Below are 25799 nucleotides of genomic sequence, written 5' to 3'. Positions count from 1 at the left end.
GGTTACAAACAGCCTAAGGGCCGAATCTGTGAATCTCCTTATTGCAGGCGGCCGGAAGCCGCCTGCGGCGCCCCGCCCATCGAGGTGATCATCTCCTGGACCCGCGGGTCCTTGTTGACGAAGGGATCCTTGCACAGCACCGTTTGGCCGGGGTGGTCATTGAGCTTCAAGTGCACCCAGTCCACGGTGAAGTCCCGCTCCGCGTTCTTGGCGGCGCGCACGAAGTCCCCGCGCAATTTCGCCCGGGTGCTTTGCGGCGGATTGTCCACCGCGAAGGCGATGTCCGTGGGATCCACCACGGTGGCAGCGCGCCCGCGGGCGGCCAGCAGGTGGAAGAGCCCGCGTTTGGTGTCGATGTCGTGGTAGGTCAGGTCCAGCTGGGCCAGGCGCTGTGCGCCCATGTCCAGGTTGTGCCGGTTGGCGTAGGAATTGATCAGCTTGTGCTTGATCGCCCAGTCGATTTCCGTGTCGATGCCCGAGAAGTTGCCCGATTCCACGGCGTCCAGGGTCCGGGTCCACAGATCCAGCACCGCCGGCACCTGGTCGTGGTGCGCCCCTTCGCGCTCCACGAAGTCGGTGGCCAGGGCCAGGAAGCGGCGTTGCAGGGCCAGGGCGGAAAGCTCGGTGCCGTTGGCGAGCCTGACAATGGTGGTGCCGTTGAAGTCGTGGGAGATCTCGCGGATGGAACGGATCGGGTTTTCCAGCCGCAGGTCCTCCATGATCTTGCCCGACTCGATGATCCGCAGCATCAGGTCGGTGGCCCCGAGCTTGACCAACTGGGTGGTCTCGGACATGTTCGAGTCCCCCACGATGACGTGCAGGCGGCGGAAGTATTCGGCATCCGCGTGCGGCTCGTCGCGGGTGTTGATGATCGGACGGGAGCGGGTGGTCGCCGAGGAGACGCCCTCCCAGACGTGGTCGGCGCGCTGCGAGAACGCATAGAGCGGCTCGCCCTCGATGTTCACGATCTTTCCGGCCCCGGCAATCAACTGGCGGGTGACCAGGAACGGGATCAGGATCTCGGCGAGCCGGGCGAACTCCAGCTTGCGCGGGATCAGGAAGTTCTCGTGGCAGCCGTAGGAGTTCCCGGCGGTGTCGGTGTTGTTCTTGAACAGGTAGAGCCGGCCGTTGTAGCCGTCGGCGGCCATGCGTTCCTCGGCGCTTTGCACCAGGTCGTTCAGGATCGCTTCCCCGGCCCGGTCGTGGGCGATCAGCTGGGTCAGCTCGTCGCACTCGGCCGTGGCGTATTCGGGGTGCGAGCCGACATCCAGGTAGAGCCGGGAGCCGTTGGTGAGGAACACGTTGGAGCTGCGCCCCCAGGCCACCACCCGGCGGAAGAGGTAGCGGGCCGATTCCTCCGGCGTGAGCGGGCGCCCCTCGGGATCCGAGTAGTTGATCCCGTATTCGGTTTCGATGCCGAAGATTCTGCGGTCCATGTTCTGTCTACTTCCCTGCTCCCAGTATCCGGGCAATGGTCGGGTCGTCGAGGCGGCGGAAATGACGGTGCGAACCGGTGGAGGTGCTCCGTTCGAGCATGGCGACCTCCAGGAGATGCGCGTCCCCGGCGCTCTCCCCCACGCCCGGCAACACCAGGGCAGCGGCGCGGATGACCTCGTCGATGCCGGCGGCCGCCAGGTCCTTGCCGGACCAGTACGCGTTCCAGGCCTCGCGCAGCGCGGGGGTGTCCCCGCCCATGATGATGAAGCCGGGTTGCTCGGCGATCGACCCGTCGAAGTTCAGCGAGAACAGCGTGTCCTGCGGCGGGGTCGCCCCGAGTTCCAGCACCGCGAGCTCCACCTCGAAGGGCTTTGCCTCGGCAGTGAACACCGCGCCCAGGGACTGGGCGTAGACGCTGGCCAGGCCGCGGCCCGTCACGTCGTAGCGGGAATAGGAGTAGCCGCGGGTGTCGGCGTAGCGCACCCCGGCCTGGCGCAGGGACTCGAACTCGTTGTACTTGCCCACCGCCGCGAAGGCGATGCGGTCGTAGATCTCCCCGATCTTGTGCAGCGAACCCGAGGGGTTCTCCGCGATCAGCGCGATCCCGTCGGCGCAGGAGGCCGTGATAACGGCCCGTCCGCGGGCGATGCCCTTCCGGGCGAAGTCCGCCCGGTCCTTCATGAGTTGTTCGGGCGATACGTAATATTGTGCGCTCATCTAGGACTCCCTCCCGCTGGCGGTGCGTGTGGCAATGATGTCCGCGGCCATGTCCGCGAGGATGGCGTCCTCGACCCGGTGGGCCCCGCTGGAATCAACGGTGTAGACCACCGGCCACAGGCCGCGCACGGTGTCCGGTCCCCCGGTGGCCGAGTCGTCGTCGGCGGCGTCGTAGAGCGCCTCCACGGCGACCTGCACCGCGGCGGTGGCGCCGAGGCCGGGCTGCCAGAGCTTCTTCAGCGCGCCGCGGGCGTACGGGGAGCCGGAGCCGATCGAATGGTGCTCGACCTCCTCGTAGAGCCCGCCGGTGATGTCGAAGGAGAAGATCCGTCCGCTGCCGGAGAACGTGTCGAAGCCGGCAAATAGCGGGACGACGCTCATGCCCTGCAGGGCCATGGGCATGTTGGATCGGATCATCGAGGCCAGCCGGTTGGCCTTGCCGTCCAGGGACAGGCGGGTGCCCTCGATCTTCTCGTAGTGCTCCAACTCCACGGTGAAGAGCTTGGCGATGTCGATGGCCAGGCCCGCCGCGCCGGCGATCCCGATGACCGAGTAGGTGTCGGTCTCGAAGACCTTCTCGATCCGGCGGCTGGCGATCACGTTGCCCATGGTCGCGCGGCGGTCCCCGGCCATCACGATGCCGTCGGCGTAGGCCAGGGCGACGATGGTGGTTCCGTGCGGAACCTGGGCGCCGGCATCCGCCGGCAGCGCGGCGCGGGTGCCTGGCAACAGGTCGGGGCGGTCCCGGTTCAGGTACTCCAGGAAGGAGGGGCCGGGACCGAGCTCGGTCACTGCCCGCCCTTCTGGATGAAGCCGCGCACGAATTCCTCCGCGTTTTGCTCCAGCACCCCGTCGATCTCGTCGAGCAGGTCATCAACCCCGGCGTCCTGGCCGGCGGCGGCAGTGGTTTCCTGCTCCTGCGCCTGGGTTTCCTCGCGGCGTTGAGCCGAGTGGTGTTCCTGTGTCATGGCGGTTGCACTCTCTTCCATCTGTTCCGGGGGCCGGTCGCGGCGACGCCGCGGCCTGGGCCCCTTGGTTGTGCTGTTACTTACATCTTGCCACTGGGTAGGGGTTTTAGCTCCGCAGCGTGGCAATGAACTCGTGGATCGACAACTGCTGGTCCAGCAATCCCCCGACCAGGGCCTTGGTGCCGCGCAACGGCTCCAGGGTCGCGATGCGCTCCAGCTTCCGGCCCCCGGGAACCGTGAAGGACACCGAGTCCCAGCTGGCCGCCACCACGTGCTCCGGATACTGGCTGAGCACCCGCCCGCGGAAGTATGCCCGGGTGTCCTCCGGCGGGTTGGTCGCGGCGTGCGCGATCTGCGCCGGGGAGTACAGGGTTTCCATCAGACCGCGCGCGGCAAGCCGGTGGTACAGGCCCTTTTCCGGGCGGATATCCGCCCATTGCAGGTCCATCGCCGCGATGCGCGGGTCGGTGAAGTCCACACAGTGGCGCTGCGCATAGGCGCTCATCAGCTTGTACTTCGCCACCCAGTCCACGGTGGAGGAGGCTGCGAAGATGTCGGATTCCAGCAGGTGCAGGGTTTCCTCCCAGCGCCGCTGGATTTCCACGGTGGCCTCATCGGTCGCATCGGTGGCGCCGCTGTGCCGGGCCGCGGCCTCGGCGTAGATCCACTGGATTTCAAGCGCGGTGAGCTTGCGCCCGTCCACCAGCTCGACCTTGGCCGTGAGCGTCGGGTCGTGGCTGATCGCCTGCAGTGCGGCAACCGGATCGCGCAGTTCGATCGCCGGGGCGGTGCCGGCCTCGATCATCGAAAGCACCAGTGCCGTGGTGCCGGTGCGCAGCAGCGTGGAAACCTGCCCGAGGTTCGCATCCCCGATGATCACGTGCAGCCGGCGGTATTTCTCCCAGTGCGCGTGCGGCTCGTCCCGGGTGTTGATGATCGGGCGGCGGATGGTGGTTTCCAGGCCGATCTGCGCCTCGAAGAAGTCGGCTCGCGCCGAGACCTGGAACCCGGGGTAGGAACCGAGCATGCCGCGGCCCACCCGGCCGGAGGCGCAGATGACCTGGCGGGTGGCGAAGAACGGGATCAGCCCGGCGGCGATGTCGTCGAAGGGCACCGAGCGGGGCATCAGGTAGTTCTCGTGCGCCCCGTAGGAGACCGACTTGTTGTCGGTGTTGTTCTTGTACAGGTGCACATCCGGCACCCCGGCGAGGGTCTCGATGCGGCGCACCGCGGCCAGCGCCACGTGGTCCCCGGCCTGGTCCCAGAGCACAGCGTCGAACGGGTTGGTGGTTTCCGGGGAGGAGTACTCCGGGTGGGCGTGGTCGACGTAGAGCCGGGCGCCGTTGCCCAGCACCATGTTCATCAGCACCTCGTGGTCGTAGGGCCCGGCCTCGTAGAGGGTGTCCCCGATGGTGACGTCCCCGCCGGCCAGGGCGACCTGCTCGGCGTCCAGTTCCGGCTCGACGTCGGTGAGCTGGGACGGGTCGGCCTGGGCGCGAGGCTGGGTGAAGCCGCGCGCGTCGTTCAGCGGGGATTCGTCCGCGTAGTCCCAGCGGGTTCCGGCGATCCTTCCGCGGGCCTCGCGGACCGTGGCGGCATAGGAGTTGATGACCTGGGCCGAAAGCATCGTGGCGTTCGCCCCGGGCATCGAGGGGGCCAGCACCCCGTATTCGGTCTCCAGCCCCATGACCCGGTGGACGCTCACAGGTACTGCCCGGTCTCGTCGGCCCCGGGGGCCGGCAGGGTCTTGCCGCGCCCGTTCTTGTCCGCGACGATGGTGCGGATGAAGGTGATGCGTTCGCCCTTGCGCCCGGAGATCCGCGCCCAGTCGTCGGGGTTGGTGGTGTTGGGCATGTCCTCGTGCTCGTGGAATTCCTCCACGACCGCGGCCAGCAGGTGCTCCATGCGCAGCCCGCGTTCCTGGCCGGTCAGCAGCGCCTTGATGGCGGACTTCTTGGCGCGGTCCACGACGTTGCGGATCACCGCCCCGGAGGAGAAGTCCTTGAAGTACAGGATCTCGGTCTCGGTGTTGGCGTAGGTGACCTCCAGGAACTGGTTTTGTTCCCCGGTGGAGTACATGGCATCGACGGTCGCCTGGATCATGGCGCGCACCGTGGCCGCCGGGTCGCTGCCGTGCTCGGCCAGGTCGAACGGGTGCAGCGGCAGATCCGCGGTGAGGTACTTGGCGAAGATCTCCGCGGCGCCCTGGGCATCGGGGCGGCGGATCTTGATCTTCACGTCCAGCCGGCCCGGGCGCAGGATGGCCGGGTCGATCATGTCCTCGCGGTTGGAGGCGCCGATGACGATGACGTTGTCCAGCCGCTCGACGCCGTCGATCTCGGCCAGCAGCTGCGGGACGATGGTGGTTTCCACGTCCGAGGACACCCCGGTGCCGCGGGTGCGGAACAGCGAGTCCATCTCGTCGAAGAACACCACCACGGGGTTGCCGCCGGCGGCCTTCTCCCGGGCGCGGGCGAAGATCAGCCGGATGTGGCGCTCGGTCTCCCCGACATACTTGTCCAAAAGCTCGGGGCCCTTGATGTTCAGGAAGTAGCTCTTGGCCGTGCCGGTGTCGCCGTTGCGTTCGTTGGTGCGCTCGGACAGCGAGTGCGCAACTGCCTTGGCGATCAGCGTCTTGCCGCAGCCCGGGGGTCCGTAGAGCAGGATGCCCTTGGGGGCGGTGAGCCCGTGCTCGCGGTAGAGGTCCGGGTGCAGGAAGGGCAGTTCCACGGCGTCCCGGATGGCCTCGATCTGGTCGCTCAGCCCGCCGATGTCGGCGTAGGAGATGTTCGGGACCTCCTCGAGCACCAGGGACTGCATGTCGGACAGGTGCACCTTTTCCAGGCCCAGCCCGGTGCGGGTGTCCAGGGTCAGCACATCGCCCACGCGCACGTTGTCCTTGACCAGCGGTGCGGCCAGGCGGATGACGCGCTGGTCGTCGGCCCGTCCCATGGCCACCACGCGGTGGTCCTCCAGGACCTCCTTGACGGTGACCAGTTCCCCGGATTTTTCGTAGCCGAGCCCGGCGACGATGACCAGGGATTCGTTCAGCAGCACCTCCTGGCCGATGGCCAGCTTGGTGAAGTCAAGCAACGGGGAGATGCCCACGCGCAGCTTGCGTCCGCCCTGGACGATGTCGGCCGACTGCACGCCGGTCGAGGAGATCGCGACCCCTGGCACCGGGTGGGTGCGGGGGTGCAGGTCGGTGATGGTGCCATGGCTGAAGGGGGTGTCCCCGTCCTTTTCGAGCCCGGACTTCAGGTTCAGGATTTCCTCGCGGGTGCGCTCGAGCATGGCGACCAGGCGGGAGTTGTTGGCCCCGGCCGTGGCCAGCTGCCGGTCGAGTTGGCGGTTCTTGTCCCGCACGATGTTCAGCTGCCGCTCGGCCGCCGTGACCTGGCCCTCGAGCCGTGCGCGATCCGTATCTTCGCCCATCATCCACCTGTTTCGCTTGATCCGGAGGGTTTGCGGGTGCCGGGGTGAACCGGCACCTTTCCTTGCTTCCATCCTAGGCATGGGCGCGGCGGAATGAACGAAATGTGACCGCGCACCTTCGCGGGCAGGTGGGCCCGGAAAGGTGCGCGGCCACGGGGGCGCGCGGTGCTAGTTGCCCTCGGTGCCGGTTTCCGGCTCGGTGTCCGCGGTGGATTCAGGTTCGGTGCCCGCGGGCAGCGAACCGCGCTGGATCATCGATTTGGCGTCCTTGGCGGCGCGGCGCAGCTTGCGGTCCGAGACCCCGCGCTCCCCCAGGGCCTCGTGGTGCCAGGCCTCCGGGTTCTGCGAGCGGGTCCAGGTTTCCAGGTCCTCGGCGGAGTAGGTGTGCTCCTTCACGCGCTTGGCGCCGGGGATGCCCACGGCGCCGTCGGCCAGCCGGCGGCAGGTGATCAGGAACGCGGTGTGCGCAACCATGCGGTGGTCCGGGCGCACGGCCAGGCCCTCGACGTGCCAGCCGCGGACCATGGTCTCGAACGACTCGGGCTCGGTGTACAGCCCGGTGGCGCGGATGGCCTCGACGGTGCGGGACATCTGGGTCACGGTGGCCACGTAGTTGACCCACACGCCGCCCGGTGCCAGCACGGTGGACACCGCGTCCACGCACTCCCACGGGGAGAGCATGTCCAGGACCACGCGGTCCACGGAGCCGGGTTCCTCGGTTTCCAGGACCTTTTCCTGGAAGTCGCCGATGGAGATCTGCCAGGCCGGGTGCGGGCCGCCGAAGACGGTGTCCACGTTCCCGCGGGCGATTTCGGCGAATTCCTCGCGGCGCTCGAAGGAGTGCAGGTAGCCGGCATCCCCCACGGCGCGCAGCAGCGACATGGACAGGGCGCCGGAGCCGACGCCGGCTTCCACGACGCGGGCGCCGGGGTAGATGTCACCCATCTGGATGATCTGTGCGGCATCCTTGGGGTAGACCACGGTGGCGCCGCGCGGCATCGACAGCACGAAGTCCTTCAGCAGCGGGCGCAGCGCCTGGTAGCGGACCTCGTTGGTGTTCTCCACGATGGAGCCCTCGGGGGCGCCAATCAGCTGGTCATGGAAGAGCACGCCCTTGTGCGTGTGGAACTCCCCGCCCTTGGTCAGGGTGATGGTGTGGATCCGGCGCTTCTGGTCGGTGAGCTGGACCCGGTCGCCGGGGCGGAAGGGGCCGCGGCGGTTCTCGGCCCCGTGGGGTGTTGCTGGCTTTTCGCTCATGGGGGTGGAAATGTCCTTACGTTCTGGATAGGTGGGTGTTCTTCGGTGGCGACCGCTTTGCGGCGCCGTGGCTAGTGCGGCTTGCCGGTGATGGCCGCGACGATGCGCGCCTGGGAAAGCAACCCGATGACGCGGTGGGATTCGTCGATGACCGCGTATTCGCTGCCCTGCAGCGTGGCCAGGTACCCGATCAGGGCGCGGCCGTCGGCGTTGGCATCGACCACCGCTCCCGATCCCAGGGCACGGGCCGCGGACAATGCCGGGGACCCGGCCAGCAGCGACGGGTCGATGGAGCCCAGGGTCTCCTCGTCGATCACCGCGACCGGGTTGCCGGCCTCGTCGACGAGGATGACCCGCCCGCCGCGGCTGGCCAGCCGGGCGGCGACCTGGGCGAGCGTCGAGTCCTGGCGGATGGCGGTGGCCGGTTCCATCAGGGCGCGCACCTTCACCAGCGGCAGGCGCAGGCGCAGCTTGGCATGGGTGATGCCCTGCGAGGCGCCAACCCACATGAAGCCGCCGACCAGCACCGCGACGATGAGCACCTGCAGGTCCAGGGGCCGGTTGCGGGTCAGCGGGTCGATCACGACGTATCCGACGACCAGGATCACCAGCACGCGCCCGGCCCAGCCGGCGGCGATGGTGCCGCGGTCCTGGGATCCGGTGTAGCGCCAGACGGCCGATTCGACCAGGCGCCCGCCGTCCAGCGGAAGCCCCGGGAGCACATTGAAGATTGCCACCAGCAGGTTCGCCCAGACCAGGATGAACCACAGCAGGTACAGCACCCCGGTGGGCTGCACCCAGAGCAGCAGCCAGTAGCCGAGCCCGGCAAGCACGAAGTTCGCGGCCGGCCCGGCCATCGCCACGGCCAGCGAGCGGCCGGGGGTGGCATCGAAGGAGGAGAACTGGGTGTGCCCGCCCCACAGGTTCAGGGTGATCCGCGCCCCGGGCCAGCCGAAGGACTTGGCGACCAGGGCGTGTGCGAGTTCGTGGATGAGCACCGAGACCGCCAGCAGCACCGCGTAGGCGAAGGCCACCAGGTAGGCCATGGCCCCGAGCCCGGGGATGGTGCCTGCGACGCTGGGTCCGAAGAGCAGCACGACGACACCGGTGATGACGAACCAGGACCAGGCCAGGGAGACCGGGACCCCGAAGATCGATCCGAGCGGGATCCCGGCGCGCTTGGTGTCCGGTTCGCTCATGTGCGTGCCCCCGCGGACACCAGGGCGCCCAGGGTCTGCAGGTCCAGCTCTTCGAGCGAGCCGACGCGGTGCCAGGATTCGGAGTCCGGGACCGGGGCGATGTGCGGGATGAGCACCGCGGTGATGCCGCTGGCCGCGGCCGAGGCGATGCCGGGGGCCGAGTCCTCCAACCCGATGACCCGCGCCGGCTCGAGATCCGCCACGGAGCGCCCCAGCAGGTCAAGGCCCAGCAGGTAGGGGTCCGGGTGCGGCTTGCCGCGGGAGACCATGTCGCCGGTGACCCGGAAGCCGAAGTATGGGTGCGGCAGCTGTTCCAGCACCAGGGCCGCGAGCGGTTCCTCGGACATGGTCACCAGCCCGCAGGGGATGTTCGCCCGGTGCAGGGTTTCGAGCAGTTCCAGGGCGCCGGGGCGCCAGTCGACGTGGCGGGCCACCCCGTCGAGGACCTCGGCGGTGAGCCGGTCGATGATCTCGCGCTCCGGGAGCCTGACCCCGGCGTGCTGCAGCGCGGCCGCGGCGTCGGGCAGGGCGTTGCCGACCAAGGCCATGGCCTGGTCCTCGGACCAGCGGCCGCCGAATTCGGCCACGAGGGCCGCCTCGGCGGCCATCCAATGGGGTTCGGTGTCAAGCAGGGTTCCGTCCATGTCCCACAACACGCCCTGGATGTCGGTGTTCAGGGCAGCGCTGGGCAGGGGGTCGCAATTCTGGGTTGGCATGAGCCAATTCTAGTGTGTGTGCCATTGCCCCGGCGACCGGTGCGCGCGCTAGGGTGAGGATGTGAGCGAAGATATGAATGAACCAGTGACACTTTCCTCGCTGGTGGCAGCATCCGCGACGCCCGCGCCCATGCGCCCGGCGATCATGGTGGTGGCCTTCGAGGGATGGAACGATGCCGGGGACGCCGCCAGCTCGGCGTTGAAGACCATCAAGGCGGCCACCGGGGCGGTGAAGGTCGCGGGAATCGGCGACGACGACTACTACGACTACCAGTTCTCCCGGCCGCAGGTGCGCCGCAATGCCGCCGGCAAGCGGGTCATCAAGTGGCCCACCACGCGCATCTACCGTGCCTCGCTGCCCGACTCCCCGGTGGACCTGCTGCTGGTGCGCGGGGTGGAGCCGACCTACCGGTGGAAGGCGTTCATCACCGAGATCCTCACCCGCGCCGAGGAGGAGAATGTGCAGGGGGTCATGGCGCTGGGCTCGTTGCTGGCCGATGTGCCGCACACCCGCCCGATCCAGGCCTCGATCTCCTCCGACGACCCGAAGGTGCGCGAGGCCCTGGGTGCCGGTCAGGCGACCTACGAGGGCCCGACCGGGATCCTGGGGGTGCTGGCCCAGTTTTCCGAGGCCGCCGGGCTGCCCACGCTCTCGATCTGGTCCGCGGTCCCCCACTATGTGGCGCAGCCGCCCTCGCCGAAGGCGGAATTGGCGCTGCTGCACCGGGTGGAGGAGCTGTTTCCGCTGACCCTTGACCTGCACGAACTGACCGAGGACGCCTTGGCCTGGGAGCGCGGGGTCAACGCGCTGGCCACCGGGGATGCCGACGTGGCCGCCTATGTGCAGCAGCTGGAGCAGGCGCAGGACGAGACCGAGCTGCCCGAGGCCACCGGCGAGGCGATTGCCCGGGAGTTCGAGCGCTACCTCAAGCGCCGGCACCGTCACGGGGCGGCCGGGTCGCACGAGGAACACGAGCCGCCCGAGGGGCAGGATCCGGCCACCGGGGGGCCCGAGACCCCGCAATCACCGGATACGCCAGATACCCCCCGGACCCCGGGCACTCCCGACTAGCGGATCCCGCAAGGTTCCCCGGGATACGCAAAACTCGTCCCGCACGCAGCCACCGCCCCATGGAAGGGGGGTGTGGCGGCTGCGGGACGCGTTCGGGTTTCCGGGCGCGCCGCCTCGGCAGCGCGCCCGGATCGCTAGGAGATCTTCAGGCCAAGCAGCGCATCGAGCGCATCGGTGAGCAGCTGCCCGCCGGCACCCTGCGGGCCGTCGTCCTCGGCCGGATCCTGTGCGGCGAAGGCGTCAAGCACGGCCAGTGCCGCCGGTGCGTTGATGTCGTCGGCCAGCTTCGAACGGATCCGGGTGATGACCGCGGTGGCCTCGGCCAGGGTGGTTGAATCGATGCGCTTGCGCCAGTGGGCCAGGCGGTCCTGCGCCCCGGTGAGCAGCTCGTCGGTCCAGAACCAGTCGCTGCGGTAGTGCTGGCCCAGCAGCACGGTGCGGATCGCCACCGGCTCCACGCCTGCGGCGCGAAGCTTGGAGACCAGGACCAGGTTGCCCAGGGACTTGCTCATCTTTTCGCCGTCCAGGCCCACCATGCCGGTGTGCACGTAGGACTGCGCCAGCGCCTTGCCGTCCAGTGCGGCGGCGTGGCCGGCGGAGAATTCGTGGTGCGGGAAGATCAGGTCCGATCCCCCGCCCTGCACGGTGAAGGGGGCGGGCAGGAAGCGGCGGGCGATGACCGAACACTCGATGTGCCAGCCCGGGCGCCCGGCGCCCAGGGTTCCGCCGTCCCATTCCGGTTCACCGGGCCGTGCCACGCGCCACAGCAGCGGGTCCAGGGCGTCGCGCTTGCCCGGGCGCGCCGGGTCCCCGCCGCGTTCGGCGAAGAAGCCGAGCATGGTCTCGCGGTCGTAGCCGCTGACGGTGCCCAGTTCCCAGGCGTCGGAAGCAGCTGCAGCGGCGTCGAAGTAGATGTCCCCGTCCGGTTCCCCGTTTTCGCCGGGCACCGCGTAGGCCAGGTCCTTGGCGAGAAGTTCCTCGACCAGCGGGACGAGCCAGGTGATGGATTCCACGGCGCCGATGTAGTGCTGCGGCGGGATCACGTTCAGGGCTTCCATGTCGGCGCGGAACAGGTCGGTCTGCTCCTTGGCCAGCACCTGCCAGTCCATGCCGGTGGCGGCTGCACGCTCGAGCAGCGGGTCGTCGATGTCGGTGACGTTCTGCACGTAGGTGACTTCGCGCCCGGCGTCGCGCCAGGTGCGCAGCAGCAAGTCGAAGGCCACGTAGGTGGCGGCGTGTCCCATGTGCGTGGCGTCGTAGGGGGTGATGCCGCAGACGTATATGCTCGCCGGTTCGTTGGACTTCTCGGCGGGGGCGGTGTCAACCAGCCGCTGCGTGGCGGTGTCATGCACCTGGAGGATCGGTGCGTTTCCCGGCACGTGCGGGACGGTGGGCGCGGACCATGCGAGCACGGGGCGTCCTTTCTCTTAGGGTTTTGCCCCGGACGGGCCGGGGCGCAATGCAGTTACTTGGAACAAGTCCAAAGACCCCCGCGCTTATTCCACGATGCGGGGCCGGGTTTGCTAGGCGTTGATCACACCGAAGCCCAGCAGCAGGTACAGGGCCAGGCCCAGGGCCACGCGGTACCAAACAAAGAGGCGGTAGCTGTGCGAGGAAACGTACTTCAGGAACCAGCCGACGATCACGAATCCGACGACAAAGGCGATGAGGGTGGCCAGGCCCGTTTGCGGCAGCGAGTACACGCCGGGCTCGTCGAAGGACTTCGCCAGCTTGTAGAGCCCGGAGGCGAAGACCGCGGGGATGGCCAGCAGGAACGAGTAGCGGGCCGCGGCGCCGCGGGTGTAGCCCATGAACATCCCGGCGGTGATGGTGCCGCCGGAGCGCGAGACGCCGGGGATCAGGGCCAGGGCCTGGGCGAAGCCAAAGAGGATGCCGTGCTTGGGAGTGAGCGAGACCAGCTCGCGGTCCTGCTTGCCGTAGTAGTCCGCGACGGCCAGGATCAGGCCGAAGACCACCAGGGTGGTCGCCACGATCCACAGCGAGCGGAAGGAGGTATCGATCTGGGTTTCGAAGAGCAGGCCCAGCACCGCGATCGGGATGGAACCGACGATGATCAGCCAGCCCATCTTCGCGTCCGGGTCGCTGTGCGGAATCCGGCCGCGCAACGCGTTGAACCAGGCGCCGATGATCCGCACGATGTCTTTCCAGAAGAACACCAGCACGGCGGTTTCGGTGCCCAGCTGCGTGATCGCGGTGAACGCCGCGCCGGGGTCCGCGGCGCCGGGCAATAGCTCTCCGACGATGCGCAGGTGGGCGCTCGAAGAGATGGGGAGAAATTCTGTCAGACCCTGGATCAGCCCCAGGAATGCCGCTTCAAACCAATTCACGTACCGACACTACTTCACCAACGCGCGCCAAGGCCCGTTGGCTCTCCATGGTGAGGCGAAGTTAATACCGTGGTCCCACCCTCCGATGGCCACCACTGGTACCCGGGTACCGGTTCCGCGAACCGGCCTTGCCCCGGCCCTATTGCTCGCTGTCCTGAAGCGGCCCGTCCTCGTCGTAGGGGTCGTTGTCGTCGTCCTCGTCCACCACGGTCAGCGGCAGGAACTCCTCGTAGGACTCGTAAAGTGCGTCCTCGTACTCCTCATAGGCGTCGGCCACGGCAAGGAATGCCGCGCTGATCGAGGCGTCCTGGGCACCACGCTTTGCCGCCACCGCCGAAAGGTGTTCTTCGAGGCAGCTGATCAATACACTGAGGGCAACACGCGGGTCTGTACTCATGTGTTCGACGTTACATGCACAAGCCACACTATGGACAGGGTCATGATCGAAAAGAAAATCACGGCACCAAGCCCGATCGACCAGATGCCCGGGGACCCCGGACATCGCTTCGAATACCTGGTCATCACCGCCCGCCCCGGCGAGCACAGGTCGGTGGCCCGGGCGGCGGTGCGGGAGCACTCCGAATACGGCAAATGGGAGCTGGTGCGCACCTGCCTCTACGAGGGCGGCGGGCAGAAGTACTGGATGCGCAGGCGCATCATGCGGGTCAAACCGACCCTGGACATCCGCGCCTGAGCTTCGCCGCTACCCCGCAGACGATCAACGGCGGCGGAGGGGCAGGCATCGTCCCGCCAAAGGATCAGGCCCGGTCAGAACCTTGCGAGGTAGGCGGGCTAGTTGGACACCGCTGCGGGCTTTCCGTCCAGGAGGTTGCGGGCCTGAAGCGAGATGTACCGGCCGATCCGTTCGCCGGCCTCGAGTGGATCGACGGTTGAAACGGCATCGAAAAGCTTCTCCAGGGTCTGTTTCACTTGTGCGGGCGGCCGGCTCCGGAATCCCCCACGCCGTGCCCTCGTTGACGAGATGTTCAACCCTCACCGCCGGCTGGTATGAGACGCCGTTGACGCGCAGCGCAAGGTTCTGATGTCCGTCCGGCGCCAACGCGAGCGCTGTGACATCGTAGAGCGGTACAAGCCCCACCTTTCCGTCCCGGAAATGAAGGATGGAAAAGTTCTTCGCGTGGGCGTCGGTATTGCCGATGGCTGCATTGAAGGTCGTGTAGGACAGCAGACGATGCCGGTCGCCCTGGCTGAGCGAGAGTTTTCTCACGGCCGGCAGCAATCCCGCGATATTGGTGAGCGTGGCCCTGTGGTCCACGGCCTCGAACTTGGCGTCACCGTCCCAAGGGAGGCCAAGGGCCTGTGCCGAGTCTTCCTGGTGCAGCCGTTCGACGTCGCCGGCACCCCGAATGATCCTGTCGTAGCGTTCCACGACCATTGCGGTGCGGGACCCGAAACGCATGACCGAGGCCTCGAATTCCAGCAGGCCCAGCTTTCGCCCAAGTGACAGGCAGTAAGCGTCTACGGATCCCTGTCACTCCCTGACACCGGGGCATCAGGGGGAGAAATCCGTTGTTCACGAGTGCCCGAGGGCTTCTCCGTGTCCCACACCGACGCTGGTGATGCAGGAAAAATGGTCATGGCCGTTCTCACCCCCGCCAAGGCCGTGGAGTGCCTGACCCGCTTATGGCGGGTCCGTTTGGGCGTCGGCGCGTTCTTGGGCGGCCGCATCCGCTTGACCCGGGCGTGCACGGCCTTGCGGATGCGCTTGCGCCCGGTTTTCCTGTCGGTTTTGAGGCCGTCCTGGCCGGTGATGGCGCGCTTGGCGATGTTCACCGCGGCGACCTGGTCCCGGTTCCGCTGAAGCCCGCAGGGCCGGCACCGGGCACGGTGGTAGCCGCCGGGACGCGTCAGCTCATGATCGCAGCCGGGGCAGTGGGCGCTGGTGCCCCGGGCCGGGACCTCGATGACCTCCAGTCCCGCCCGGGCACCCAGATGCGTGGTGGACTGCACGGCCTTGCGGCGTGCCGATTGGGCCACGCGGTTGTTGTTGGCCCGCCCGATGCCGCCGGCTTGAAGGGTGGAAAGGTCCTCGATGGCGATGGTCGTGACACCGGTCTCGCGGGCGTATCCGGTGGCCCAGTTGGCGAAGTGGAAGGCCAGTTCCCGGTTGACCCGGGCGCGTTTGGCCCCGAGCCGGCTGCGTAACTGCTTCCAGAGGGTGATCTATGCTTCCAGCTTCGCGCGCACCGGTGAATCCCCGGGCAGCCCGTCGGCGAGGTGCCCGGTGCGCGCGATCTTCCCGGTCAGGATGTTTCCCTCGTTCTGGAGTCGGGCGAGGTTGGTGCCCAGTCCGCGGTCATCGTACCGGTGCCCCTCGAACGCCGATACCAACTCCCCCTCCGGGGCGGCGGTGACCCGGGACATGACGCCCAGGGCGGTCGGTGACCAGTCGATGCCCACCACCGAGGTGATCGGGGTTTCCGGGTCCCGAGGAGGCAGGTTTGGTTCGGTGTAGGAGAGGTGGAAGCGGGCGGTCCCGGGCTTGGTCGGGTGGAGGGTGATGGTGGGCAGGTGCCACCGGGTGATCGGCCGGCCCCGCAGGTGCTTCGGGATCGGCAGGACGATCTCGGTCGCCTCCCAGTGCCCGCGGGCCGTGGGGCGGGCCCGGGTGGGCAGCCGCAGAACCAACACCAGGAAGGTGCCCGAGGGGTCGGGTTCCATGGCCGCGAATTGCTTGTCCACCGCCCCGAGGACCAGCCGCGCCTGGAGCACCGGTACGTCCTGGAGCATCGGCAGGCGCAGGGAAGCGATCTCGGCGTCGGGGTGGTGTTTGAGGTGTCGGGCGACCTGGCGGCCCAGGTTCTTGGCGATGCCGGCGCGGACCCTTGGATGGGAGGCGGCCAGCTCCCCGGTACCGGTGAGGTGTTGCAGGGCGGTGTCCCGCACGGCGAGGGTCCGCAGGACGGAGACGACGTTCGCCTGGATCATCCGGTCCACACGGGAGGGGACATACATGCCCTTGCGGTGCACCGGTTTCAGGTCGAGGCGCACGGCGGCCACGTGGGCGCTGGCCGGCAGCCGCCGACCGGTGGCATCGGTCCCCGCGGCGAGCCGGTCCAGGATGGTGGTGGTGAAGCCCTGTGTCACAAGTTTGGTGGCGGCGGTGTCGGTGAGGGTGAACAGGCGGGCCAGGCCCGGGGGCATCGGAACGTGGATGCCCACCCCGGAGACGGTCACGGGGGACCACCGCTGCCGGCCGCCGCATCCGCGGTAGCGGCGCCGCGATGCAGCACCGTTCCCCGCCCGGCGACCGAGGAACCGTGGTCCTGCGTGCTCTCGTCCATGCCACCATTGTGCTCCGGGCCACCGACACTTCGGGCCCGTGCGTGCACGGGCTGTGGACAGGCGCGGACGGTCGGGGAAAGAAGGCCCGGCCGTTCCACAGGACACCGTGGTGCGGGGCACACACCGGGCAGGTTCGCCGGAGCCCGGCCGAGCCTTTACGGATCCCCGGCGGGAAGGTTCCGCCGGCCGGCGACGGCCACCACGGCGCGGGCAACCGCCCTTCGGTAGAGCGGCCTTGCGCAGGGCGCCGACCGACATGCCCGGATGCCTGGCCGACCGGCATCCGGGCTGCCACGGGCCCCGCGGCACAACCGGCAAGTGTCAACGAGTGCAAGGGAAACTGCCAACAGTTGACCAGCCTCCCAATGCGCGCCCCACTCCTCGCCTGCCGCAACCGGCCTGACGATGTGCGTGGAGACGGCGCCTCCCTTGGTAATGTGCCACTGCCCGTCAAAGAGGGCCAGTGTGGCCTTTGGCTGGACACCGGGCAGCGACCCGCCGCCGCCGACGGTACCCATGGCGTAGTCGGAGGTCCGGGTGAGGAGTCGTTCGACGTCGCCGACACTGGCCGGAATGTGCTCGGCCGTTGGGCCGGGATCCATTCCGACGTTGACGTCACCCGGCAGATCCCACCCGGCATAGCCAAGCATGCCGAAGACGTCGGTGCTGTCCACGCCGGCCTGCTTCGCCAGGTTGGTTCGGCCGCGCCCCTCGGGCAGCAATCCGCCAAAGAAGTTGGTTGACGCTCCGGCCGGGGACGGCGCGGCCGAGAAGGGAAGGCTCGCGGAGAGGATGGTGGAACCGACGCCGTACACATCCAATCCCTCGTGATCGGCGCAAAAGACGACCGAGGTGGAACCGGCTCTTTCAATCCTTCCGATCGCGGCACCGAATAGGTGGACCGGAAGACTCTCAGCCATGCGTCACGGTCCTGAAACTGAGTTCGATCCCCACCTGGTCAAGGACCTCGAACAGCTTGGGACCCAGGTTCTTCGGCTTTCCGGTCTCGATCTCCGAAATGTAGCGCTGGGTCACGCCGAGCGCCTGGGCCAATTGGGTCTGTGTCAGCTGGTGTTGAATCCTTGCCGCGAGCAGCGCCCTGCCCAGGTCTGCTGTGGATCCGATCTTTCCGTGCACGGCACTCCTATTACGCATAGTCGATACAGTCCGGTCGATTACTGATCTGTAATAGGCCAAGTTTTATCCTGTTTTCGCAATATCCGCCTCAGTCCCAGCGGAACGGCCGGGGGCTCCCCCGCCCTATTCCTTGACCGGTCCCAGCAGCCAGGACGCGACCGTGGAGTGCGCCGATTCGGCATCCGATGGGTGGTACAGGCTGGCCAGCGCGTCGCGGTAGAGCCGTTCGAGCTCCGAGCCGCGGAAGTATTGCCCGCCGCCGGAGACCTTGGCGGCGATGTCGATGCAGGAGCGGGCCGCGTCCCCGGCCGCGGTGCGCAGCGTGACCAGCCGCGGGAACCAGGATCCCCCGTGGTCCACCAAGTCGTCGAGGTCGCGGGTGGTCATCCGCAGCATCGCATCGAGGGCCAGGATTTCAATCCCGGCGTTGGCGACCTGCCACCTGATGTCCGGATCCTGGTCGTAGGTCCGCCCCTCGTTCTTCAGTGATTTCCGCCGGACCGGGTTGGCCGCGGCCAGTTGCATGCCGCGCTCGGCCAGGCCCACGTAGACCGAGGCGGTGAGCGAGAGGAACGAGGCGAAGATGCCGAAGACCAGCAGGTCCGGAACGGGGCCAACGGGCAGCGTGGTGTGGATGTGCTCGGCCGCCACCGGTGCATCGGTGAGGATGGTCGAGTTCGACTGGGTGGCCCGCATGCCCAGGGTGTTCCAGTTTTGCGGGATCTCGATGCCGGGTGCATCCCGGTGCAGGAAGCCGTGGACCAGCTTGGGCTCCTCGCCGCTTTCGTCCTTGCCGAAGACCCCCAGCCGGGTCCAGACCGGGGCCAGCGAGGTGAAGATCTTGGTGCCGGTGAAGGAGTAGGAGCCGTCCGGCGCCGGGACGGCCCGGGTGACGGAGTCGAAGAGGACCTGGTCGTTGCCGGCCTCGGAGATGCCGAAGGCCATGACCTCCCCTGCCTGCACCCAGTCCAGGACCATGTCCAACCGGTGGTCCCCACGGGCGGCGAGGAGCGTCGCCACCCCGCACCAGACGTGGTGCATGTTCACGGCCAGTGCCGTGGCCGGGGCGTAGGAGCCGAGCAGGCGCTGGGCTGCGGTCATCGTTTCCATGCCCCAGCCGAAGCCCCCACGCGATTCCGGGAGCATGGCCCGCAGGTATCCTGCGTCGGCGAGTTCGGCAAAGTCCTGCGTGCAGAAGGTGTTCTGTTCGTCGTAGCCTCCGGCACGTGCCCGGAATCCTTCGAGCAATTCGGCGCCGAGCACCTGGTCAATCGTCTTCACGTGGGGTTCGCTTCGCTTCCTGTGGTGTGTGTCGGGGAACGCCGGGGCAGCCGGCCACCGGATGGCCCGGGCATTGCCTGGGCGGGTATCAGTAGGTGGTCAACAGGTCGCGCAGGACCCGGGTGCCGAACTTCAGCGAATCGACCGGGACGCGCTCGTCGACGCCGTGGAACATGCCGGTGAAGTCCAGTTCGGCCGGAAGGCGCAGCGGGGCGAACCCGAAGCCGGTGATGCCCAGCCGGGACAGTGCCTTGTTGTCGGTGCCGCCGGAGAGCATGTAGGGCAGCACGACGGCCTCCGGGTCCTCACGATTCAGCGCGGCGACCATGGAATCGACAAGTCCCCCGGCAAAGGGAACCTCCAGCGCGCGGTCCAGGTGCAACGAGGACAGCTCGACGTCCGGCCCGGCCAGCGCGCGCAGCGTTTCCATGACCGCCTCGTGCTGCCCGGGGAGCGTGCGCACATCCAGCAGCGCCTCGGCGGCCCCGGGAATCACGTTGTGCTTGTACCCGGCCGAGAGCACCGTGGGGTTGGCGGTGTTCTGCAGGGTCGCCCCGACGAAGCGGGCGACGTTGCCCAGCTCATTCAGCAGCACCTGCGGGTTGTCCTCGGTGAACTCGATGCCCGTCATCTCCGAGACGCCCTCGAGGAAGGCCCGGGTGGTGTCGGTGTAGGAAATCGGCCAGTCGTGCTCGCCGATGCGGGTGATGGCCGATGCCAGCCGGGTCACCGCATTCGCCTCGTTGATCTGCGAGCCGTGCCCGGCCCGGCCCGTGGCGGTGAGCTTGAGCCAGGCGATGCCCTTCTCGGCGGTCTGGAGCAGGTAGGCGCGCTTGCCGTCGATGGTCGCGGAGAAGCCGCCGACCTCGCTGATGGCCTCGGTGGCGCCCTCGAAGAGTTCGGGGTGGTTCTCCACCATCCAGCGCGCGCCGTAGTCGCCGCCGGCCTCCTCGTCGGCGAAGAACGCGAAGACCAAATCGCGGCGCGGGCGGATGCCGTCGCGCTGCATCTGGCGCATGACCGCCAGGATCATCGCGTCCATGTCCTTCATGTCCACCGCTCCGCGGCCCCAGATCATCCCGTCCTTGATCTCGGCCCCGAACGGGTCCACTGACCATTCGTCCTTGAACGCCGGGACCACGTCGAGGTGCCCGTGCACGATGAGGGCGGGCAGGGACTTGTCGGTGCCCTCGATGCGGGTGACCACGTTGGCGCGGCCCTGGGCGGATTCAAGGACCGTGGCCTCGAGCCCCACCTCGTGGATGAGTTCGGAGACGTATTCGGCCGCCTTGCGCTCCCCCGCACCCTCGTTGTTGCCGTAGTTGGTGGTGTCGATCCGGATCAACGCCTGGCAAATGCCGGCGACCTCGTCCTCGGCGACAACGGTGTCCGGGGTGCTCTGCGCAGCTGACATGGGGGAATCCTTCTGCCTCTCGTGACGAAACCTGGTTCCCCCACCCTATCCAGCCCGGCGCACGCAGGCGAGGGGCAAGATGACACTGGCCGGCCGCGGGGGCTTTTTCCGGGAACGAGAAAACCCCCGACCGGATTCTCATCCGATCGGGGGTCTGTCTGTGCGAAGGAGGGGACTTGAACCCCCACCCACTTACGTGGACTAGCACCTCAAGCTAGCGCGTCTACCATTCCGCCACCCTCGCTGGTGGCCGCTGCATCCGGAAGAAGTTCGTGAAGAACTTTGTTTCCGTTGTCCGCGGCGAGATAAGACTCTAGCACGGGTTTGGGGCGCACTTCAATTCGACGGGTCCCCACCCCAAAAACCCCGTGTTTACAAGGCTATTTGCGCGCCTCGGAGGCAAAATGCCCGGTCGGGGCCGGTATTTGTGAGCAGGGTCATATTTCGGAGGTGGAAATCGGGGATTTCGGCCCCGGCCGAGCATGATCCGGGGTGGGCCTTGTTGCGTAGGATGAAGGTGTTTGCCGCTCACCTCCCGAGCACCTCGGGGAAAAGGGGCGGGCAGATTGATGGCACATTTCTCGTTTACAGGCGGCAGAGCACCGATGTCCGAACCCACGAACACCCCCAAGCGCATCGCGATGATTTCGCTGCACACCTCCCCGCTGGAACAGCCCGGGTCCGGGGACGCCGGCGGAATGAACGTGTACATCAGGAACCTGGCGTTCGCCCTGGCCGATCTCGGGGTGCAGGTAGATGTCTTTGTCCGCGGCTCCGAGACCAGGGCCACCGAGATGGCGCCGGGCGTGGTGTGCCATGAGGTGCAGGCCGGCCCGCCCGGAAAGCTGACCAAGGAGGAGCTGGCCGGGCACCTGCCGGAAGCCGCATCGGCGATCCAGGGCTATGCCTCGGGCCTTGGACCCTACGACGCGATCCATTCCCACTACTGGCTTTCCGGGATCGTCGGGCTGCAGCTGAGGGATGCGTGGGGCGTGCCGCTGGTGCACACCATGCACACCATGGGCAAGGTCAAGAAGCTCTCGGCGCACACCGAGGAGTCCGCCGTCCGCATCCGCGGGGAGATGCTGCTGTGCCTGCAGGCCGACCGGCTCACCGCCAACACCCCCGTAGAGGTCGAGGAGCTCATCCACCTCTACGGCGCGGAGCCCGCGGCACTTGACGTCGTGGAGCCGGGCGTGGATTTGTCGACCTTCCATCCCGGGGTGTGCGAGCAGCGCGAGAGCGCACCGGATTCCCTGCGCGTGGTCTTTGCCGGGCGCATCCAGAAGCTGAAGGGCCCGCAGATCCTGGTTCGGGCGCTGGGGATCCTCGCCCGCGACCGCCCGGACCTCGATGTGAAGCTCTCGGTGATCGGGGCGCGCTCCGGGGCCAAGGAACTGGACCTGCAGAAACTGGTCGAGGCACAACAGGTGGAGCACCTGGTGCGGTTCTCGCTGCCGATGCCCGCGGAGCACCTGGCCAAGGCGTTCCGCGGCGCCGACGTCGTAGCGGTTCCCTCCTACAGCGAGTCCTTCGGGCTGGTGGCGCTGGAGGCCCAGGCCTGCGGCACCCCGGTGCTGGCCCGCCGCGTCGGGGGGCTGCCCCATGCGGTGCGGGACGGTCACACTGGAATCCTGGTCGATGGCGCCGAACCATCAGCCTGGGCGATGGCACTGGCGAAGCTTGCCGCCGACGTGCCGCTGCGCCGTCGGCTGGGCGCCCAGGCCGCCGAATTCGCCGCCGGGCACGGCTGGGACAAGACCGCCGCTGCCGCCCTTGGTTCGTATCGCCTGGCAATGGCCCGCGGCCCGGTTGGCATCCCGCACACCTCACCGGCAGAGTAGCGCGCCCGGCGGCACCGACCGCCGCGGGGAAGTTGCTTCGGGCTAAAAGCTACGGTGCCCCGCAAACCAGCGCCTGGTTCACGGGGCACCCTTGGGCCTGGCGGTTCATGGCCGTCGGGACTACCGGCCGCTGCCCGGCGCTTGCGCCGTGGTGGTGATCGATCCGGAGAAATGCGGCTTTCCGCTGCGTGCGCCCCACCCGCTGAAGACCGTTTGGTCACCGCGGTCCGTGAAGGCGACATCCACGGTGGATGGCAGGAACACCGGGGTGGCGAACTCGATGCCCCAGTTGTAGCCCGTGTCGTGGGGTGTGCTGCCGGCCAGCGCCCGCCCGGCCAGGTACATCCCGTGGGCAATGGCGTGCTTCATGCCCAGCGCCTTGGCCGAGGCCGCCGAGAGGTGGATGGGGTTGTAGTCCCCCAGCACCGCCGCGTAGGCGCGCCCGGTGTCAGCGCCCAGCCTCCACGACGCGGTGCGTCCCGGGATGGTGAAGGGCGCCCGGGCCTCGGCGGGGGCACCGGGCCGGCTGCCGGGCCAGATCCCGCGGGCCAGGTAGGTCGAGACCCCGCGCCACACCGGTTCGCCGCCTTCGGCGACCTCGACTACCACATCGAGCTGGGTGCCGGCGCGGTGCTCGCGCAGGTCCGCCGCCCAGGCGGTGGCCGAGAGCGTCGCCGCGGAGGAGATCGGCCGCAGGTGGTTGACCTGGTTGGACAGGTGCACCATGCCCAGCAACGGCAGCGGGAAGTCCTCGCGCACCATCACCGACATCGCAACGGGGAACACCATGCCGTGCACGAAGACGCTGGGCAGGGTGTCGCGCACCGTGTCGCCCACCAGGCGCTGGTAGGCCACCAGCCGTGCTGGATCGGCAGCCAGGGACTCGAGGTGGTGCTCGGCTTCCGGCAGCGTTCCGCCTTCGGCCTTGCCGCCGGGCAGCAGGGCGCGCAGCCGGCTTCCGGCGGCCTTGGCGTAGAGCGCGCCCAGCGAGGGAGCGGCATCCAGGACCACCCGTTCGCGGGTGCTCATGCCCCCACCAGCGACTGCCCGCACACCCGCAGGGTGCGCCCGTTGATGCCGGCGGCCGCATCCGAGGCCAGGAATCCGATGGCCTCGGCCACATCCAGCGGCAGCCCGCCCTGCATCAGCGAGGGCATCAGCATGCGGGCCACGGCGCGGGTGGCCAACGGGATCTTCGCGGTCATGTCGGTCTCGATGAAACCGGGTGCCACCGCGTTGATGCCCCCGCCGTTTGCGGCGAATGCGTGCGCGGAGGCGGCCACCATGCCGATGACCCCGCCCTTGGAGGCCGCGTAGTTGGTCTGCCCGCGGTTCCCGGCGATGCCGGAGGTCGAGGCCAGCGATACGATGCGCAGCCCCGGCAGCTTGGCTGCCAGGAAGGCCTCGTTCATGGCCAGCTGCGAGGTGATGTTCACCGCGATGACCGAGTCCCAGCGGGCCGCGTCCATGTTGGCCAGCAGCTTGTCGCGGGTGATCCCGGCATTGTGGATCACGATGTCCAGTGCCCCGTGGCGGGAGCGCGCGTGCTCGATGATCTTTTCCCCGGCGTCGGACCGGGTCACATCCAGCTGCAGGGCGGTGCCGGAAACCCGGTTGGCGACCTTTGCCAGCGCGTCCCCGGCGGCCGGGACATCGACCACGACCACGGTGGCTCCGTCGCGGTGCAGCGTCTCGGCGATGGCCGCCCCGATGCCGCGCGCCGCGCCGGTGACCACGGCGACCTTCCCGGCCAGGGGCTTGTCGAAGTCCTCCGGCAGTGTCCCGTCGGCCGAGTCAACGGTGATGAACTGGCCGTCGACGTAGGCGCTGCGCCCGGAGAGCAGGAAGCGCAGGGCCGCCAGTGCGGAGGGTGCCGTGACCGAGACGCCCTCGGCGAGCACGATGCCGTTGGCGGTCGCCCCGCCGCGCATTTCCCGGCCGATGGACCGCACGGTTCCGTCGATGCCCTGGCGCACCGCGGCCACGGCCGGTGCGTCGGTGGCCAGTGCGGGTCGGCTGAAGGAGAGAACGCGTCCGCCGGGGGCCAGCCGGCGCAGCGCCGCGCCGGCGGCGAGCATGGGTTCGGAGAGCTCGGCGGGGGCCGCCAGCTCGTCGAGCAGCAGGATGATCCCGCCGAGCGTGGTCTCGCCGGAGGCGTGCCTTCGCACATCCAGGCCCCAGCCCAGCAGCGTGTCGGCCAGTTCCTGTGCGGCGGAGGAGTTTCCGAGCAGCAGCAGCGGGCCGGGCACCAGCGGTGCCCCGGGTGCGTAGCGGCGCAGGATCGCCGGGCGCGGGGCGCCCAGCGACTTGGCGAGCTTCTTGGTGAAGCCGGAGTTCACGAGTTCCAGGTACTTGTCGGCCATGGTCAGCGTGCCTCCAGGATCGCCACGACGCCCTGTCCGCCAGCGGCGCACACGGAGATCAGGCCGCGGCCCGATCCCTTTTCGTGCAGCATCTTCGCCAGCGAGGCCACGATGCGGCCGCCGGTGGCGGCGAACGGGTGCCCGGCGGCCAGCGAGGAGCCGTTGACGTTGAGCTTGGAGCGGTCGATGGCGCCCAGCGGTGCGTCAAGGCCCAGCTTGTTCTTGCAGAATTCGGCGTCTTCCCAGGCGGCCAGCGTGGCCAGCACGGTTCCTGCGAAGGCCTCGTGGATCTCGTAGAAGTCGAAGTCCTGCAGGGAGAGGTTGTTGCGCTTCAGGATGCGCGCCACGGCGTAGGTCGGTGCCATGAGCAGGCCGTCGGCCCCGTGCACGAAATCCACCGCGGCGGCCTCGAAGTCCACGAAGTTCGCCAGCATCGGCAGGTCGTGCTCGCGGGCGTAATCCTCCGAGCCCAGCAGCACGGCCGAGGCCCCGTCGGTCAGCGGGGTGGAGTTGCCGGCGGTCATCGTGGCCTCGGCACCCAGGTTCTTGCCGAAGGCCGGCTTGAGCGTGGCAAGCTTTTCCAGGGTCGAGTCGGCGCGCATGTTGGTGTCCTTCGAGACCCCGGCGAACGGGGTCATGAGGTCGTCGAAGAAGTTCCTCTCGTACGCTGCGGCAAGGTTCTTGTGGCTGGCCAGGGCGAGCTCGTCCTGGGCCGCGCGGGTCACGTTCCAGGCCTTGGTGGTGATCGCCTGGTGGTCGCCCATCGACAAGCCGGTGCGTGGTTCGCCGGTGCCCGGCGCGTTCGGTGCCAGGTCGCGCGGGCGGAACCTGGAGACCGCCTTGAGCTTCGCGCCGGTGGTGCGGGCGCGGGAAAGGTCCATCAGCACCGCGCGCAGGCCCTCGGAGACCGCGATCGGGGCGTCCGAGGTGGTGTCCACGCCGCCGCCGATCCCCGAGTCGATCTGGCCCAGCTTGATCTTGTTGGCCAGCGAGCCGATGGCTTCCATGCCGGTGGCGCAGGCCATCTGGACGTCGTAGGCCGGGGTCTGGGCCGAGAGCGAGGTGCCGAGCACGCATTCGCGCACCAGGTTGAAGTCCTTGGAGTGCTTGAGCACCGCGCCGGCGGAGACGGCGCCGAGGCGCTGGCCCTGCAGGCCGAAGCGGGCGATGAGCCCGTCGAGTGCGGCGGTGAGCATGTCCTGGTTGCTGGCCTTGGAGTACGCACCGTTGGAACGGGCGAAGGGGATGCGGTTTCCGCCGATGATGACGGCCGGGCGAATGGCTTGGTTCTGGTCGGACATGCTG

General features: G+C 68.4%; 25 protein-coding genes, 1 tRNA gene and 1 pseudogene. 3 read left to right on the top strand and 24 right to left on the bottom strand.

All coding sequences use genetic code 11. The features are described from left to right. Positions 1-38 precede the first annotated feature (38 nt). The 9 genes from pafA to JOF46_RS13180 all read right to left on the bottom strand — a co-directional run bounded on the left by pafA (position 39) and on the right by JOF46_RS13180 (position 9729). On the bottom strand, positions 39-1436 hold the full coding sequence (gene pafA / locus JOF46_RS13220) for a Pup--protein ligase (RefSeq protein WP_209907800.1): 1398 nt from the start codon (positions 1434-1436) through the stop codon (positions 39-41). Between the two features lie 7 nt (positions 1437-1443). Next, positions 1444-2154 carry a proteasome subunit alpha gene (prcA, locus tag JOF46_RS13215; protein WP_209907798.1) on the bottom strand — a complete coding sequence of 237 codons (711 nt, stop codon included), beginning with the start codon at positions 2152-2154 and terminating at the stop codon, positions 1444-1446. Beyond that, positions 2155-2946: a proteasome subunit beta gene (gene prcB, locus JOF46_RS13210; protein WP_209907796.1), complete on the bottom strand. Its 792-nt coding sequence runs from the start codon at positions 2944-2946 to the stop codon at positions 2155-2157. Then, on the bottom strand, positions 2943-3122 hold the full coding sequence (locus JOF46_RS13205) for a ubiquitin-like protein Pup (RefSeq protein WP_113764509.1): 180 nt from the start codon (positions 3120-3122) through the stop codon (positions 2943-2945). The genes prcB and JOF46_RS13205 overlap by 4 nt, the downstream gene beginning before the upstream one ends. Positions 3123-3228: 106 nt before the next feature. After that, complete coding sequence (dop, locus tag JOF46_RS13200) at positions 3229-4809, bottom strand: depupylase/deamidase Dop (RefSeq protein WP_209911896.1); 1581 nt, start codon at positions 4807-4809, stop codon at positions 3229-3231. Between the two features lie 14 nt (positions 4810-4823). Next, entirely contained in the window at positions 4824-6560 is a 1737-nt protein-coding gene (gene arc, locus JOF46_RS13195; RefSeq protein ID WP_245348123.1) for a proteasome ATPase, read from the bottom strand. A 165-nt stretch (positions 6561-6725) separates the two neighbouring features. Beyond that, entirely contained in the window at positions 6726-7814 is a 1089-nt protein-coding gene (locus JOF46_RS13190) for a tRNA (adenine-N1)-methyltransferase (protein ID WP_209907792.1), read from the bottom strand. Between the two features lie 71 nt (positions 7815-7885). Then, on the bottom strand, positions 7886-9013 hold the full coding sequence (locus JOF46_RS13185; RefSeq protein ID WP_209907790.1) for a site-2 protease family protein: 1128 nt from the start codon (positions 9011-9013) through the stop codon (positions 7886-7888). Continuing rightward, positions 9010-9729 carry an HAD family hydrolase gene (locus JOF46_RS13180; protein ID WP_209907788.1) on the bottom strand — a complete coding sequence of 240 codons (720 nt, stop codon included), beginning with the start codon at positions 9727-9729 and terminating at the stop codon, positions 9010-9012. Before JOF46_RS13180 ends, JOF46_RS13185 begins: the two co-directional genes overlap by 4 nt. A gap of 85 nt (positions 9730-9814) precedes the next feature. On the opposite strand from JOF46_RS13180, the gene JOF46_RS13175 reads away from it, so the two are divergent. Continuing rightward, positions 9815-10801, top strand: a complete 987-nt coding sequence (locus tag JOF46_RS13175; RefSeq protein ID WP_425355055.1) for a PAC2 family protein — start codon at positions 9815-9817, stop codon at positions 10799-10801. A gap of 134 nt (positions 10802-10935) precedes the next feature. Here JOF46_RS13175 and mshC read toward each other — a convergent pair whose 3' ends face one another. The 3 genes from mshC to JOF46_RS13160 form a co-directional block, all read right to left on the bottom strand. Further along, complete coding sequence (mshC, locus tag JOF46_RS13170; protein ID WP_209907784.1) at positions 10936-12213, bottom strand: cysteine--1-D-myo-inosityl 2-amino-2-deoxy-alpha-D-glucopyranoside ligase; 1278 nt, start codon at positions 12211-12213, stop codon at positions 10936-10938. 111 nt (positions 12214-12324) lie between these two features. Further along, on the bottom strand, positions 12325-13149 hold the full coding sequence (locus tag JOF46_RS13165; protein WP_113764516.1) for an undecaprenyl-diphosphate phosphatase: 825 nt from the start codon (positions 13147-13149) through the stop codon (positions 12325-12327). A gap of 139 nt (positions 13150-13288) precedes the next feature. Beyond that, positions 13289-13546 carry a hypothetical protein gene (locus JOF46_RS13160; protein WP_209907782.1) on the bottom strand — a complete coding sequence of 86 codons (258 nt, stop codon included), beginning with the start codon at positions 13544-13546 and terminating at the stop codon, positions 13289-13291. Positions 13547-13630: 84 nt separating this feature from the next. Here JOF46_RS13160 and JOF46_RS13155 point away from each other — a divergent pair, with 84 nt between their 5' ends. Beyond that, positions 13631-13843 carry a DUF5703 family protein gene (locus JOF46_RS13155; RefSeq protein ID WP_139194858.1) on the top strand — a complete coding sequence of 71 codons (213 nt, stop codon included), beginning with the start codon at positions 13631-13633 and terminating at the stop codon, positions 13841-13843. 98 nt (positions 13844-13941) lie between these two features. On the opposite strand, the gene JOF46_RS22270 is transcribed toward JOF46_RS13155, so the two are convergent. The 9 genes and pseudogenes from JOF46_RS22270 to JOF46_RS13115 form a co-directional block, all read right to left on the bottom strand. Further along, a complete protein-coding gene (locus JOF46_RS22270; protein WP_245348122.1) occupies positions 13942-14079 on the bottom strand; it encodes a hypothetical protein in 138 nt (45 codons plus the stop codon). Positions 14080-14152: 73 nt separating this feature from the next. After that, a pseudogene (locus tag JOF46_RS22885) lies at positions 14153-14569 on the bottom strand (HipA domain-containing protein); the annotation flags it as partial. Between the two features lie 59 nt (positions 14570-14628). Beyond that, positions 14629-15147, bottom strand: a complete 519-nt coding sequence (locus tag JOF46_RS13145; protein ID WP_209907780.1) for a zinc ribbon domain-containing protein — start codon at positions 15145-15147, stop codon at positions 14629-14631. A gap of 186 nt (positions 15148-15333) precedes the next feature. Then, positions 15334-16347, bottom strand: coding sequence for a hypothetical protein (locus JOF46_RS13140; RefSeq protein ID WP_209907778.1), 1014 nt, complete (start codon positions 16345-16347; stop codon positions 15334-15336). A 263-nt stretch (positions 16348-16610) separates the two neighbouring features. After that, entirely contained in the window at positions 16611-17375 is a 765-nt protein-coding gene (locus JOF46_RS13135) for a HipA N-terminal domain-containing protein (RefSeq protein ID WP_209907776.1), read from the bottom strand. After that, on the bottom strand, positions 17368-17592 hold the full coding sequence (locus JOF46_RS13130; protein ID WP_209907774.1) for a helix-turn-helix transcriptional regulator: 225 nt from the start codon (positions 17590-17592) through the stop codon (positions 17368-17370). The genes JOF46_RS13135 and JOF46_RS13130 overlap by 8 nt, the downstream gene beginning before the upstream one ends. A gap of 123 nt (positions 17593-17715) precedes the next feature. After that, positions 17716-18873 carry an acyl-CoA dehydrogenase family protein gene (locus tag JOF46_RS13125; protein ID WP_209907771.1) on the bottom strand — a complete coding sequence of 386 codons (1158 nt, stop codon included), beginning with the start codon at positions 18871-18873 and terminating at the stop codon, positions 17716-17718. 88 nt (positions 18874-18961) lie between these two features. Further along, on the bottom strand, positions 18962-20287 hold the full coding sequence (locus tag JOF46_RS13120; RefSeq protein WP_209907769.1) for a M20/M25/M40 family metallo-hydrolase: 1326 nt from the start codon (positions 20285-20287) through the stop codon (positions 18962-18964). A gap of 161 nt (positions 20288-20448) precedes the next feature. Further along, a tRNA-Leu gene (locus tag JOF46_RS13115) sits at positions 20449-20531 on the bottom strand. A gap of 361 nt (positions 20532-20892) precedes the next feature. Between JOF46_RS13115 and JOF46_RS13110 the strand changes: the two genes are divergently transcribed. Further along, the gene (locus JOF46_RS13110; RefSeq protein WP_209907767.1) at positions 20893-22131 is read left to right on the top strand and encodes a glycosyltransferase; all 1239 of its coding nucleotides are present in this window, start codon (positions 20893-20895) and stop codon (positions 22129-22131) included. A gap of 120 nt (positions 22132-22251) precedes the next feature. Here the strand turns inward: JOF46_RS13110 and JOF46_RS13105 are convergent, their stop codons facing one another. The 3 genes from JOF46_RS13105 to JOF46_RS13095 are packed head-to-tail and all read right to left on the bottom strand — an operon-like array spanning position 22252 to position 25795. Then, positions 22252-23160, bottom strand: a complete 909-nt coding sequence (locus tag JOF46_RS13105; RefSeq protein ID WP_209907765.1) for a MaoC family dehydratase — start codon at positions 23158-23160, stop codon at positions 22252-22254. Beyond that, positions 23157-24494 (bottom strand): 3-oxoacyl-ACP reductase, encoded by a 1338-nt coding sequence (locus tag JOF46_RS13100; protein ID WP_209907763.1) that lies wholly within the window; start codon positions 24492-24494, stop codon positions 23157-23159. The genes JOF46_RS13105 and JOF46_RS13100 overlap by 4 nt, the downstream gene beginning before the upstream one ends. A gap of 2 nt (positions 24495-24496) precedes the next feature. Then, positions 24497-25795: an acetyl-CoA C-acetyltransferase gene (locus JOF46_RS13095; RefSeq protein WP_209907761.1), complete on the bottom strand. Its 1299-nt coding sequence runs from the start codon at positions 25793-25795 to the stop codon at positions 24497-24499. Between the last annotated feature and the right edge of the window lie 4 nt (positions 25796-25799).

Source organism: Paeniglutamicibacter psychrophenolicus (assembly GCF_017876575.1).
Classification (GTDB): domain Bacteria; phylum Actinomycetota; class Actinomycetes; order Actinomycetales; family Micrococcaceae; genus Paeniglutamicibacter; species Paeniglutamicibacter psychrophenolicus.
This window is presented reverse-complemented; position numbering and strand designations above follow the sequence as displayed.

What these genes read in the sequence shown, in the direction of transcription:
- JOF46_RS13205 (WP_113764509.1), bottom strand. Translation starts at nt 3,122, where the DNA reads ATGACACAGGAACACCACTCGGCTCAACGCCGCGAGGAAACCCAGGCG.
- JOF46_RS13135 (WP_209907776.1), bottom strand. Translation starts at nt 17,375, where the DNA reads ATGGCTGAGAGTCTTCCGGTCCACCTATTCGGTGCCGCGATCGGAAGG.
- JOF46_RS13155 (WP_139194858.1), top strand. Translation starts at nt 13,631, where the DNA reads ATGCCCGGGGACCCCGGACATCGCTTCGAATACCTGGTCATCACCGCC.
- JOF46_RS13105 (WP_209907765.1), bottom strand. Translation starts at nt 23,160, where the DNA reads ATGAGCACCCGCGAACGGGTGGTCCTGGATGCCGCTCCCTCGCTGGGC.
- arc (WP_245348123.1), bottom strand. Translation starts at nt 6,560, where the DNA reads ATGATGGGCGAAGATACGGATCGCGCACGGCTCGAGGGCCAGGTCACG.
- JOF46_RS13110 (WP_209907767.1), top strand. Translation starts at nt 20,893, where the DNA reads ATGTCCGAACCCACGAACACCCCCAAGCGCATCGCGATGATTTCGCTG.
- JOF46_RS13185 (WP_209907790.1), bottom strand. Translation starts at nt 9,013, where the DNA reads ATGAGCGAACCGGACACCAAGCGCGCCGGGATCCCGCTCGGATCGATC.
- prcA (WP_209907798.1), bottom strand. Translation starts at nt 2,154, where the DNA reads ATGAGCGCACAATATTACGTATCGCCCGAACAACTCATGAAGGACCGG.
- JOF46_RS13120 (WP_209907769.1), bottom strand. Translation starts at nt 20,287, where the DNA reads ATGTCAGCTGCGCAGAGCACCCCGGACACCGTTGTCGCCGAGGACGAG.
- pafA (WP_209907800.1), bottom strand. Translation starts at nt 1,436, where the DNA reads ATGGACCGCAGAATCTTCGGCATCGAAACCGAATACGGGATCAACTAC.
- dop (WP_209911896.1), bottom strand. Translation starts at nt 4,809, where the DNA reads ATGGGGCTGGAGACCGAATACGGGGTGCTGGCCCCCTCGATGCCCGGG.
- JOF46_RS13190 (WP_209907792.1), bottom strand. Translation starts at nt 7,814, where the DNA reads ATGAGCGAAAAGCCAGCAACACCCCACGGGGCCGAGAACCGCCGCGGC.
- JOF46_RS13100 (WP_209907763.1), bottom strand. Translation starts at nt 24,494, where the DNA reads ATGGCCGACAAGTACCTGGAACTCGTGAACTCCGGCTTCACCAAGAAG.
- JOF46_RS13160 (WP_209907782.1), bottom strand. Translation starts at nt 13,546, where the DNA reads ATGAGTACAGACCCGCGTGTTGCCCTCAGTGTATTGATCAGCTGCCTC.
- JOF46_RS13180 (WP_209907788.1), bottom strand. Translation starts at nt 9,729, where the DNA reads ATGCCAACCCAGAATTGCGACCCCCTGCCCAGCGCTGCCCTGAACACC.
- JOF46_RS13095 (WP_209907761.1), bottom strand. Translation starts at nt 25,795, where the DNA reads ATGTCCGACCAGAACCAAGCCATTCGCCCGGCCGTCATCATCGGCGGA.